Raw genomic sequence first — 12,339 nt, 5'->3', positions numbered from 1 at the left:
ACAATGCTCTCTTTCCTGAGATGCCCAGGTGGCGGAATTGGTAGACGCACTAGTTTCAGGTACTAGCGAGTAACATCGTGGGGGTTCGAGTCCCTTCCTGGGCACCAATATAAGTTAAATGAAAGCCACCTCTTCGGTGGCTTTTGTTTTTTCTGATGTTAGATGGGTTGTGCGACAAGATCATGACCATCGGTCGCCACAACTTTCGCGCGTGTGAACTCGCCGACTTTCAACACTTTGCTGAGTTTGTCAGACGGCAACAGCTTCACTGAACCATCAATCTCTGGCGCATCGGCATAGCTGCGGCCCACGCCGCCTTTGCGGCCGCCAGCGGGGGCGGAATCGACCAGCACCTGGATGGTCGAACCGATACGGCGCTTGAGCTTGGCAATCGACACCTCTTCAGCCACTTCCATGAAACGCGCCTGACGTGCTTCACGGACTTCTTTCGGCAACATGCCTGGAATGTCGTTGGCAGCCGCACCGTCAACGGGGCTGTAAGCGAAGCAACCCGCACGGTCAATCTCAGCTTCACGCACGAAGTTGAGTAAATGCTCAAACTCTTCTTCGGTTTCGCCAGGAAAGCCAGCTATGAAGGTGCTGCGAATCACAATTTGCGGGCACAGCTCACGCCAACGCGCAATGCGCTCTAAGTTTTTCTCGCCACTGGCTGGGCGTTTCATGCGTTTCAACACATCAGGGTGGCTGTGCTGAAACGGCACATCCAAATACGGCAACACATGGCCCGTGGCCATCAGAGGAATGATGTCATCGACGCTGGGGTATGGGTACACATAGTGCAAACGCACCCAAGCGCCATAGGTTTGCGCCAACTTGGCCAAGGCTTGCGCCAACTCCAAGGTGCGCGTCTTGATGGGCTGGCCATCAAAGAAACCTGTGACGTACTTCACATCCACACCGTAGGCTGAGGTGTCTTGGCTGATGACCAACAACTCCTTCACACCGCCTTCAAACAGTGCACGCGCTTCTTTGAGCACATCACCAATGGGACGGCTCACCAAATCGCCACGCATGGACGGGATGATGCAAAACGTGCAACGGTGGTTACAGCCTTCGCTGATTTTCAAATACGCATAGTGCTTGGGCGTGAGCTTGATGCCCGCTTCACCAAAGCTGTTAGGCACCAAATCGATGAATGGATCATGCGGTTTGGGCAAATGCGCATGCACCGCATCCATCACCTCTTGCGTGGCGTGCGGACCTGTGACAGCCAACACACTGGGGTGCATTTGCATCACCAAGTTCGAGCCACCTTCGGCTTGCCGCGCACCTAAGCAACCCGTCACAATAACTTTGCCGTTTTCGGCCAAGGCTTCACCAATGGTGTCAAGGCTTTCTTTGACGGCATCATCGATGAAGCCGCAGGTGTTGACGATGACCAAGTCAGCGCCAGCAAACGTTTTAGAGGTTTGATAGCCCTCGGCGCTGAGTTGGGTCAAGATCAACTCAGAGTCGGTCAAGGCCTTGGGACACCCTAGGCTCACGAACCCTACTTTTGGCGCAGTTATTTCACTCATCGACGTTTGACTCCCATGACTTCCAACATTTGTTCAGTTTGCTTTTGCATGTGTTTTTGCATTTGTTCCTGCAAATCCATGAATGCGTTTGTGGATTGCTCGGCGTAACTGCCCATGACGCTCGGCATCAAGGGCAATGACGTTAAGTCTTTGGAACGATCCGCCAGTTGGGACTGAATGTCCATGAAGGCTTGAACGTTCTTTTCAAGGTAAGGCCCCATGAAGCCTTGCAGGGTGCTGCCATAAAAACGAATGACATTGGCGAGCATACGCTCGGTCAAAATGGGGACACCCTCAGCCTCTTGTTCCAAAATAATTTGCAACAAAATGCTGCGCGTTAAATCTTCGCCAGTTTTGGCATCGCGAACCACCAAAGGCTCACCAGCCATGACTAACAGTTTGATGTCAGCCAACGCCACGTAGCTGGAAGTTGCTGTGTCATACAGCCGACGGTTGGGGTATTTTTTGATCACTCGCTCGCCGTCTTGTGCAGACGTGGCATTTATTTTGTTGCTCATGAGAGAGCTCCCGTAGTCAAACAAAAGCCCGCCACTGAAACATCAGTGCCGGGCCGCACGGGGAACAAATGGTAGGCGCGATTGGAATCGAACCAACGACCCCCACCATGTCAAGGTGGTGCTCTAACCAACTGAGCTACGCGCCTACTTGTTCGATTCAGAAAGTATAACCCAGTTTATCTCCTCCTCGCCGACCGAACGCCCTTTACTTCACGGACGGTAGTCAAAACTTTTTCTAATCGCCGCGAATCTCCCACCTCAATGGTGAAAGTCATCCAGGCCAAATCTTTGATCGATTGGGTTTGCACGCCAATCACATTCATTTTTTCTTTGGCAAAGACTTCCGAAATATCACGCAGCAATCCTTGTCGATCAAAGGCTTCGATGTAGACATCCACTGGATAAACCAAAGCTTGCGCCGATTGCGATTGCCCCCAAGTCACTTCAATTACACGTCCCGCATCTCGCGCGGCCATCTGACGAAAGTTGGCGCAATCTCCCCGATGAATACTCACACCTTTGCCGCGTGTGACAAACCCCCGAATGTCATCTGGCGGTGCGGGCTTGCAGCAGCGTGCCAATTGCGTCAGCAAAGAATCAACACCCACCACCAACACCCCACCACCTGGCGTCTTGTCAGAATGCTTTGCTTTTTTTAGCAAGACATAGTCATCTGCCCCCAGCGCTGGTGAGGGTGGATTCAAAAATATTTCAATATTTCGCAAAGAAAATTCTTCTTTGCCCACCACACCAAACAACGCATCCGCTGTTTTGAACCCCAGTTGCGAAGCTAAGTCCTCTAACTTGATCGCAGTTTTACCTTCTCGCTGCAACAGCTTTTCGACCGCCTCTCGTCCCCTCGCTACGGTTTCGTTGACTGCCAATGCATTGAACCAAGCACGAACCTTGGACTTAGCACGAGAGCTGACCAAATACCCCAAATCAACGTTCAGCCAATCACGCGATGGCCCACCTTCTTTAATGGCGGTCACCTCCACGGTCTGGCCATTTTTCAAAGGCGTATTGAGCGGCACCATGGCACCATCCACACGCGCACCGCGGCAACGATGGCCCAAGTTGGTGTGCAGGGTGTACGCAAAGTCAATGGGCGTTGCACCTTGAGGCAGTTCAACCACGGCAGCATCTGGGGTGAGGACATAAATACGGTCACTTAGGGTGTCAGTGCTCGCCACCGAGGCAGCACTGTCATCCACCTGAGCATTACCACTGGCTAGCTCGCGCTCCCAGGCTAGTAATTGACGAAGCACAGCAATCTTGGCGTCGTAATCGCCAGAGGCGGAGACGCCCGCGTAGCCTTTGGTACCCGCCTCTTTGTAAGCCCAATGTGCGGAAACGCCATTTTCGGCGTGGGCGTGCATGTCTTCAGTGCGAATTTGAATTTCAATGGCTCGGCCTTGCTCATCCCTCACCACGGTGTGCAGCGATTGATAGCCGTTGGGCTTAGGACGGGCAATGTAGTCGTCAAACTCTTCTACGATAGGCGAGAAATGTGTGTGTACCCAACTCAGTGCGGCATAGCAATCTGGAACAGAAGGCACCACAACACGCAAAGCACGAATGTCAAAGACGTGTGAAAAGTCCAAGGACTTACCACGCATTTTTTTAACAATACTGTAGATGTGTTTAGGACGCCCTTGGACTTGGGCCTCAATGCCTTGCGCGAGCAACTCCGTTTCGAGTTGTTGGCGTAGTTGGGTCATGTATTGCTCGCGCACCAAACGCTTTTCATCTAACCAGCCAGCCACTTGGCGGTAAGTCTGGGGCTCCAAAAAACGGAATGACAAATCTTCCATTTCCCACTTGATCTGCCAAATTCCAAGCCGATTGGCAAGCGGCGCAAATACATGAAGCGATTCATGTGCAAGCGCATGGGGCACCGAAATTTTGCTCGCCGCATAGTGACGCAAAGTTTGCAAACGCGAGGCTAAGCGCAGCAACACCACGCGCAAATCCCGTGAAAAGGCGAGCAGCATTTTTCGCACGTTTTCGGTTTGAAATTCAAGCGGCAAGCCCTCCGCTGCGTTCACACGCGCTTGACGCTGCACACGAATCAGCCGTGTGGTTTCAAGCGCTAAATTCGCGTAGGTTTTGCCAAACGCCTTGGTAATCACTTCCTCTGGCTTGTTCAGGTAATCGCTGGCGTAGACCAAATAAGTGGCAGCCTGCATCGCCTCTGAACCACCAATACTGGACAAAATGGCGGCAACCGCGTCGGCATGTGCCAAAACATCCTCGCCGGTATCCAGGTTCGCCCCCATCAACAAGGGCTCAGCAAATGCCCTTGCTCGCGTCAAAGCATGGGGCTGATCAGGCAGATCTTGCAAGGTCACAGGCAACACAGGCGGCTGCGGCTGGTCTGTGTTGTATTTCATAACAGGCTCACATTCATTCAGCGAATCGACAACTGAAAACTTCATAATGTCAGAAGTTTCTCATCGTAATTCAAATGGAGTTTTCAAATGTCAGATCGCACACTCGTCGGTAAAACAGCATTGGTGACCGGCTCCACAAGCGGCATCGGTTTAGGTATCGCAAAAGAGCTGGCCCAACAAGGCGCGAACATCGTCCTCAATGGCTTTGGTGACGTCGAGGGCCCCAAAGCAGAAATCAGCGCCTTGGGCGTGCAAGTGGCTTACCACGGGGCTGACATGAGCAAAGCTGCCGACATTGAAGCCATGATGACATTTGCAGACAACACCTTCGGAGGCGTCGACATTTTGGTCAACAACGCTGGCATCCAACACGTGGCCACAGTGGAAGACTTTCCCGTTGAGCGGTGGGACGCCATCATCGCCATCAACCTGACCAGCGCGTTTCACACCAGCCGCTTGGCATTGCCCTACATGCAAAAAAACAACTGGGGGCGCATCATCAACATCGCGTCTGTCCATGGCCTGGTAGGGTCTGCCCAAAAATCAGCCTATGTGGCAGCGAAACACGGCATCGTCGGTTTGACCAAAGTGACGGCGCTTGAAAACGCCACCACAGGCGTGACTTGCAACGCCATTTGCCCAGGCTGGGTGTTAACGCCCTTGGTACAGAAACAAATCGATGCCAAAGCCATTGCTTTAGGCATCAGCAACGACGAAGCCGTCAAACAATTGTTGGGCGAAAAAGAGCCATCTATGCGATTTACAACACCCGAAGAATTAGGTGCGTTAGCCACGTTCTTTTGTTCACCCGCAGGCAACAACATTCGTGGCGTAGCTTGGAATATGGATGGCGGCTGGGCGGCGCAGTGATGCTCAGATAAACATTTTCCAATTGTTAAAGTTAAAACTATTTATTTAAAAGAAAGCAAATTCCTACTTACAATCAAAACATAAAACAATTTCTCCCTTACCTTAGAGGTATGACACAAAGCTACCCTAAAGAAACTGGAAAGTTTGCAGACCGCTTCCGTGCAGCGTTGAAAGACGCTGGCGTTCGTGTCTCAGCCACGGTCGTGGCCAACGAGTTCAACTTGAGGTACTGGGGAGAAGGTATTTCCTCACATGCAGCTCGTAATTGGCTCATGGGGGTGTCCATCCCTAAACAAGACAAACTTTTAGTGCTGTCTAAGTGGCTCAAAATTTCCCCCGAAGGGCTTTTGTTTGGAACTCCGCCGCCGCGACCGGCCGATGAAGCCGCCAAAGATGAGCACATGAACTTGGTGGACCAACAGCTCATTTCACGCTACTTTGCGCTGCAGCCCGAACAACGGCGTGTCGTCAGAGAAGTTGTAGAGGGTCTTGCAGCCCTGAACCCCAAGAATCAATAAATCAAAGCGGAGGCTCTGGCCTCCATGCTTTGACCTAGGCCCACAGGGCCTATTTTTTCGGCCGTCTTCGCTTTCACATTCACTTGGCTGACATCAACCTGCAAAGCCTGCGCAATACGTTCACACATTTGGGGAATGTAAGAGGCCAACTTCGGTGACTGAGCAATCACCGTGCTGTCTACGTTGCCAATCGTGAAACCCGCGTCACGAACGGCTTGTGCCGCCTGTTGCAACAAAACCCAAGAATCTGCACCTTTAAATTTGGCATCCGTGTCTGGAAAATGACGGCCGATGTCCCCCAAAGCTGCCGCGCCCAGCAGGGCATCGGTGATCGCATGTAACAAAACATCCGCATCCGAGTGACCGAGCAAGCCAAAAGCATGCGGCACATGCACACCGCCTAGCATCAGGGGACGGCCCTCTACCAAGGCATGTACATCCCACCCTTCACCAATACGAAATTTAGGCATCGTCATTTTTACTCCTCAAATCGTATTTTTAAAATAGCCTCGGCCAGCGCAAAGTCTTCAGCGTAAGTGACTTTGAAGTTTTGCGCACTGGCTTGGACCAAACGCGGTTGCAACCCCATGGCTTCTAGGGCGCTGGACTCATCCGTCACAGCGTCACCGGCTTGCTCTAACGCTTGGGTCAACATCCCCAATCGAAACATTTGTGGGGTCTGAGCCAGCCATTTGTCGGAACGGTCTACCGTGCTCGCCGCGCGCCCCGATTGCGCCGCCTTCAAGGTATCGGCCAATTGATGCGCCAACAAACCGCCCACCGCATCGTCTTGGCAAGCATCCATCAACGCATTGATTTGCGCAGGCGTCACCAAGCAGCGTGCTGCATCATGGACCAACACCCAATCGTGCTGTTGTGCACCCCGCTCACGTAAGGCATGCAGTCCAGCCAAGACGCTCTGAGCACGCGTAGCACCGCCCACCCTAACCACCTCAAACGCTGGCTGTGGATACGCTTCTAAAGTACCAGCCATCAGTAGATCATTCGGGGAAACCACCACCAAGCCACACGCCAAACGCGGTACAGCGCCAAAAGCACGCAAGGTGTGCACCACCATGGGCAAACCCGCCACGATTTGGTATTGCTTGGGCTGAGGCGTGCCCGCGCGGCTGCCTGAACCGGCACAAGGAATCAGCACATGGAAGCGAGCAGGCGTTGAGTTAATCAAGGACATAGACCAGACAGACGGATTGAACCGGGCCCCCATTCTAGAATTGCGCCAATGCATCTGCCCTCTTTGAGCTCTGGCAAACGATTTGCCCTTCCCCGCCCCGTTGGTTCCGCCGATGCTTTGCTGCTCGCGCAACTGAGCGCCCGCGAAAAATCTAAAAATCAACGTGTGGCCATCGTCACCGCCGACGCCGTCGATGCGCAGCGTTTGCAAGACGAAATGGCGTTCTTCGCCCCCGACGTGCGCTGCGTACTGTTCCCTGACTGGGAAACACTGCCTTACGACAGCTTCTCGCCCCACCAAGACCTCATCAGCGAGCGCTTGGCCACGCTGTGGCGCATTTCGCAAGGCGATGCCGATGTGGTGCTCATCCCCGCCACAACGGCTCTCTATCGCTTAGCACCGCCTGCCTTTTTGGCGGGCTACACCTTTCACTTCAAAGTCAAGCAGGCTTTGGATGAAGCCAAGCTGAAATCGCAGCTCACCTTAGCGGGCTACAACCACGTCACCCAAGTCGTCAGCCCTGGCGAATACGCCGTGCGTGGTGGCTTGATTGACCTGTTCCCCATGGGATCTTTGGTGCCCTACCGCGTCGATTTGTTTGACAACGAAATCGACTCCATTCGCACCTTCGACCCCGACACCCAGCGCAGCCTCTACCCCGTGCCCGAAGTGCGCTTGCTGCCCGGCCGCGAGTTTCCGATGGACGACACCGCACGCGGGCAATTTCGCAACCGTTGGCGCGAACTGCTGGATGGCGACCCCACCAAAAGCCGCATCTACAAAGACATTGGCAACGGCGTGGCCACCGCAGGCATCGAGTACTACCTGCCCTTGTTCTTCGAAGAAACAGCCACGGTCTTTGATTACTTAGGCGCATCCGCCACCGTGGTGCTGCATGGCGATTTAGAGCCTGTGTTTCAACGTTTTTGGCAAGACACACAAGACCGTTACCGCTTGGTGCGAGGAGATCCAGAGCGTCCCGCCCTGCCACCTGCCAGCTTGTTTTTGAGTGCTGAACAGTTCTACGCAGCTGCCAGCAGCTACGCCCAATTTGTGTTGCGTCCGCAAGTCACCGACGTGCCCGACAACGCCTTCGCGCAAACTTTGCCAGACCTGACCGTCGTACGTGGGGCCACCGACCCGCTGCAAAAACTGCAAACCTACGCCAAGCACACCAGCAACCGCTTGCTGATCTTGGCCGAAAGCGATGGCCGCCGCGAAAGCCTGCTCGACTTCTTGCGCTCCAGCAAAGTCAGCCCACCAGGGTTTGACTCCTTGGCCGAATTTCAAGCCAGCGACGAAAAAATTGGCATTGCCACCTCGCGCTTGCAAGTGGGTTTTAGCTGGACCGAAGCGGGCCTCGACCTGATCACCGAAACCGAGTTGTTTGCAGTCGGCAGCACCACACGCCGCCGTAAAAAACAAGAACAAGTCAGCGATGTCGAAGCCCTCATCAAAGACTTGGCCGAGCTCAACGTCGGCGACCCCGTGGTGCACAACGCCCACGGCATTGGCCGCTACAGGGGCCTGGTCAACATGGACCTCGGCGAAAAGAATGCCGACGGCTCACCCGCCCTGCAAGAGTTCTTGCACCTCGAATACGCCGACAAAGCCGTACTCTACGTGCCCGTGAGCCAGTTGCACCTGATTGGCCGCTACACCGGCGTCAGCGCCGACGAAGCGCCGCTGCACAAACTTGGCTCCGCCCAGTGGGACAAAGCCAAACGCCGCGCCGCCGAACAGGTGCGCGATGCCGCCGCAGAGCTGCTCAACATCTACGCGCGTCGGGCCGCACGCGAAGGCCACCCCTTCCGCTTCTCGCCGCAAGACTACGAAACCTTTGCCAACGACTTTGGCTTTGATGAAACCGCCGACCAACGCGCCGCGATCCACGCCGTCATGCAAGACATGATCAGCCCGCGCCCCATGGACCGCTTGGTCTGCGGCGATGTGGGCTTTGGTAAAACCGAAGTGGCTCTGCGCGCTGCCTTCATGGCGGTGACCGGTGGCAAACAAGTGGCCTTCTTGGCTCCGACCACCTTGTTGGCTGAGCAACACTTTCAAACCCTGACCGACCGCTTCAGCAAGTGGCCCGTGAAGATTGCCGAGATGAGCCGCTTTCGCTCCGCCAAAGAAATCACCGCTGCGGCCAAGGGGCTGGCCGATGGGCAAGTGGACATCGTGGTCGGCACCCACAAATTGTTCAGCGCGTCGGTCAAATTCAAAGACCTTGGCCTGCTCATCATCGACGAAGAGCACCGCTTTGGCGTGCGCCACAAGGAGGCTATGAAAGCCATGCGCGCCGAGGTGGATGTGCTCACGCTCACCGCTACACCTATCCCACGCACCTTGGGCATGGCCTTGGAGGGCCTGCGCGACTTGAGCGTGATCGCCACCGCGCCACAACGCCGCTTGGCCATCAAAACCTTTGTACGCACCGAAGGCAATGGCGTCATCCGTGAAGCTGTTTTGCGCGAACTCAAACGCGGCGGACAGTGCTACTTTTTGCACAACGAAGTCGACACCATCGAGAACCGCAAAGCGCGTTTGGAAGAGCTGCTGCCCGAGGCCCGCATTGCCATCGCGCACGGCCAAATGCCGGAGCGCGAACTCGAGCGCGTGATGCGTGACTTTGTGGCCCAACGCTTCAATGTCTTGCTGTGCTCCACCATCATCGAGACGGGCATTGACGTGCCCAGCGCCAACACCATCATCATGAGCCGCGCCGACAAGTTTGGCTTGGCCCAGTTGCACCAGCTGCGTGGCCGCGTGGGACGTAGCCATCACCAAGCTTATGCCTACCTGATGGTCCCCGACATCGAAGGCTTGACCAAGCATGCCTCGCAGCGCTTGGACGCCATTCAACAAATGGAAGAGCTGGGCTCCGGTTTTTACTTGGCCATGCACGACTTGGAAATTCGCGGTGCTGGCGAAGTGCTGGGCGAAAACCAAAGCGGCAACATGCTGGAGGTGGGCTTTCAGTTGTACAACGAGATGCTCAACGAGGCGGTGCGCGCCTTGAAAAATGGCGAAGAGCCTGACTTGCTCAGTCCCTTGAGTGCCACCACCGAAATCAACCTGCACGCCCCCGCCCTGCTGCCCGACGACTACTGCGGCGACGTGCACCTGCGCTTGTCGTTCTACAAAAAATTAGCCACCGCCAAAACCGGCGATCAAATCGATGCACTACTGGAAGAAATCGTAGACCGTTTTGGCAAACTGCCCGCACAAGCACAAACCTTGATCGACGTGCACCGCCTGCGTGTGCAAGCCCGCAACTACGGCGTGACCAAGGTCGATGCTGCGCCAGGCGTGACCCACATCAGCTTCAAACCCAACCCACCGTTTGATGCCATGCGCATCATCGAGCTGGTGCAAAAAAACAAACACATCAAACTGGCAGGCAACGACCGCCTGCGCATCGAGCGTGAACTGCCCGAGCCACAAGCCCGCGCGCAAATGGTGCGTGATGTGTTGCGATCACTGGGGACGCCCATTGCACCCGCGCCCAAAGCGGCTGAGGCTCAGTCCTGACGCACAGACTCTGACGATAATTTTTAACATGACCACTGCCACCGAATTCGCCCCCGGCCTTGCCATCCAAGGCTTCACCGCCCCGCTGAAACTCCAAGACTTCAAACTCATCGCGTTTGACATGGACTCGACGCTCATCAACATCGAGTGCATCGACGAAGTGGCCGATGCCGCAGGGCGCAAGGCCGAAGTGGCGGCCATCACTGAGGCAGCCATGCGCGGTGAAATCACCGACTTCAAAGACAGCCTGCGCCGTCGTTTGGCCTTGCTCAAAGGTGTCCCAGAGTCCGCCTTGCACGAGGTGTTTGAACAACGCCTACGCCTGAACCCAGGTGCCAAAACCTTGGTAGACACCTGCAAAGCCCACGGCATGAAAGTGTTGTTGGTCAGCGGTGGTTTCACTTTCTTTGCCGACCGCGTTTGCGAGATGCTGAACATCGATTTCTCTCGGAGCAACGTGCTAGAAATTGCCAACGGCCAACTCACAGGCCAAGTGGCCCTACAAGACTGGGGTGACATTTGTGATGGCGCTGAAAAGCGCAAGATGCTGCTGCACATTTGTGCGCAAATGGGCATCAGCCCCAAACAAGCGATTGCCATGGGCGACGGTGCCAACGACTTGCCCATGATGGGCGAAGCGGGCTTGTCAGTGGCCTACAACGCCAAGCCCAAGGTGCGCGAACAAGCCATGGTCGCGATCAATGAAGGTGGTTTAGACCGCTTACTGGAAGTGGTCAAGGTTTAACGCGTCGAAAGCGACGCGCCTTCACCCAATCAGACCCCTTCGGGTTTGATTTGCGCCCGCGCAATCACTTGCTTCCAGCGGGCTTGCTCGGTTTTGATGAACGCGTCAAACTCAGCGCCTGTGCTGCCGATGGCCAACGCGTTGTCGGCGGCGAGCTTATCTTTCACCAGCGCGCTGCGGCCTGCTTTGACCGCCTCCAACTCTAGCTTCGCCAAATTGGGTTTGGCCCATTTGCTGGGTGCCATCAAGCCATACCACTGCGTCATCTCAAAGCCTTTGAAACCTTGCTCTGCGACAGTGGGCACATCGGGCAATTGCGACAAACGCGTGCTCGACCCTGTGGCGATGCAACGCAATTTACCCGCTTTGATGAACTGAATCAGCGCAGGTGCCCCAGCCGCGCTGGCTTGCAAACGACCGGCCATCAAGTCCGTCAACATGGGCCCCGTGCCACGGTACGGCACATGCAACACGAAAGTCTCGGTGACCATCTTCAAATATTCAAAGGCCAAATGACCTGCACTGCCGTTGCCTGCGGTGCCGTAATTGAGTTGGCCAGGTTTGCTCTTGGCGTAAGCCACAAACTCTTTGAGGTTCTTCACAGGCAAGTCAGGGTGCACCACATACAAGCTGGGTACTTTCGACACCAAGGTGATGGGCGTGAAGTCATGCGCCGCGTCGTAAGACAATTTGTCAAAAATGAACGGGTTGACGGCCAAGGTGCCAATGTGACCGAGGACGAGCGTGTGCTCGTCATGGCTATTCGCCACTTCTTGCATGGCGATGTTGCCCGCGCCGCCGGGTTTGTTGTCCACAAACACGCTTTGTCCCAAGCCCTTGCCCATCTCGGCAGCCACAGCGCGTGCCACGATTTCAGAGCTTCCGCCTGGCGCAAAGGGCACGACCAAACGCAAGGGTTTGTTGGGCCAAGTGCTTTGCGCCCAAGCGTTGGTGGCCAGCCAACTGGCCGACGCCAAACCCGCGTGTGCCAACCAGTCGCGGCGGTTCAATGTGTTCATCGTTTGTTC

The 12,339-nt window shown here is 55.2% G+C and carries 10 protein-coding genes and 2 tRNA genes; 5 read left to right on the top strand and 7 right to left on the bottom strand.

The window, feature by feature from the left end; translation table 11 throughout:
* The first annotated feature begins 22 nt into the window (after positions 1-22).
* Positions 23-107 (top strand) — tRNA-Leu (locus B9Z42_RS03730).
* A gap of 51 nt (positions 108-158) precedes the next feature.
* Here B9Z42_RS03730 and rimO read toward each other — a convergent pair.
* The 4 genes from rimO to B9Z42_RS03710 form a co-directional block, all read right to left on the bottom strand.
* Positions 159-1,538 carry a 30S ribosomal protein S12 methylthiotransferase RimO gene (rimO, locus tag B9Z42_RS03725; RefSeq protein WP_100132004.1) on the bottom strand — a complete coding sequence of 460 codons (1,380 nt, stop codon included), beginning with the start codon at positions 1,536-1,538 and terminating at the stop codon, positions 159-161.
* Positions 1,535-2,056: a polyhydroxyalkanoate synthesis repressor PhaR gene (gene phaR, locus B9Z42_RS03720; RefSeq protein WP_100132003.1), complete on the bottom strand. Its 522-nt coding sequence runs from the start codon at positions 2,054-2,056 to the stop codon at positions 1,535-1,537. Before phaR ends, rimO begins: the two co-directional genes overlap by 4 nt.
* A gap of 69 nt (positions 2,057-2,125) precedes the next feature.
* Positions 2,126-2,202: transfer RNA gene (locus B9Z42_RS03715), tRNA-Val, on the bottom strand.
* Between the two features lie 30 nt (positions 2,203-2,232).
* Entirely contained in the window at positions 2,233-4,449 is a 2,217-nt protein-coding gene (locus B9Z42_RS03710) for a bifunctional (p)ppGpp synthetase/guanosine-3',5'-bis(diphosphate) 3'-pyrophosphohydrolase (RefSeq protein ID WP_100132002.1), read from the bottom strand.
* Between the two features lie 87 nt (positions 4,450-4,536).
* Here B9Z42_RS03710 and B9Z42_RS03705 point away from each other — a divergent pair, with 87 nt between their 5' ends.
* Entirely contained in the window at positions 4,537-5,319 is a 783-nt protein-coding gene (locus tag B9Z42_RS03705) for a 3-hydroxybutyrate dehydrogenase (protein ID WP_100132001.1), read from the top strand.
* A gap of 110 nt (positions 5,320-5,429) precedes the next feature.
* Positions 5,430-5,837 (top strand): hypothetical protein, encoded by a 408-nt coding sequence (locus B9Z42_RS03700; RefSeq protein WP_100132000.1) that lies wholly within the window; start codon positions 5,430-5,432, stop codon positions 5,835-5,837.
* Here the strand turns inward: B9Z42_RS03700 and ispF are convergent.
* Positions 5,831-6,313: a 2-C-methyl-D-erythritol 2,4-cyclodiphosphate synthase gene (ispF, locus tag B9Z42_RS03695; protein WP_304441665.1), complete on the bottom strand. Its 483-nt coding sequence runs from the start codon at positions 6,311-6,313 to the stop codon at positions 5,831-5,833. The two genes, B9Z42_RS03700 and ispF, sit on opposite strands and share 7 nt — an antisense overlap.
* Before the next feature lie 2 nt (positions 6,314-6,315).
* Positions 6,316-7,032, bottom strand: coding sequence for a 2-C-methyl-D-erythritol 4-phosphate cytidylyltransferase (gene ispD / locus B9Z42_RS03690; RefSeq protein WP_369806829.1), 717 nt, complete (start codon positions 7,030-7,032; stop codon positions 6,316-6,318).
* Positions 7,033-7,080: 48 nt separating this feature from the next.
* On the opposite strand from ispD, the gene mfd reads away from it, so the two are divergent.
* The gene (gene mfd, locus B9Z42_RS03685) at positions 7,081-10,566 is read left to right on the top strand and encodes a transcription-repair coupling factor (protein ID WP_100131998.1); all 3,486 of its coding nucleotides are present in this window, start codon (positions 7,081-7,083) and stop codon (positions 10,564-10,566) included.
* Between the two features lie 28 nt (positions 10,567-10,594).
* Positions 10,595-11,311, top strand: coding sequence for a phosphoserine phosphatase SerB (serB, locus tag B9Z42_RS03680; RefSeq protein WP_100131997.1), 717 nt, complete (start codon positions 10,595-10,597; stop codon positions 11,309-11,311).
* Between the two features lie 29 nt (positions 11,312-11,340).
* On the opposite strand, the gene B9Z42_RS03675 is transcribed toward serB, so the two are convergent.
* Complete coding sequence (locus tag B9Z42_RS03675; protein WP_100131996.1) at positions 11,341-12,330, bottom strand: tripartite tricarboxylate transporter substrate binding protein; 990 nt, start codon at positions 12,328-12,330, stop codon at positions 11,341-11,343.
* Positions 12,331-12,339: the final 9 nt, after the last annotated feature.

It is taken from the genome of Limnohabitans sp. B9-3, from assembly GCF_002778325.1.
GTDB lineage: Bacteria > Pseudomonadota > Gammaproteobacteria > Burkholderiales > Burkholderiaceae_C > Limnohabitans > Limnohabitans kasalickyi.
Note: the sequence above shows the minus strand (reverse complement) of the source record. Positions and strands in the feature narration are given on the sequence as shown.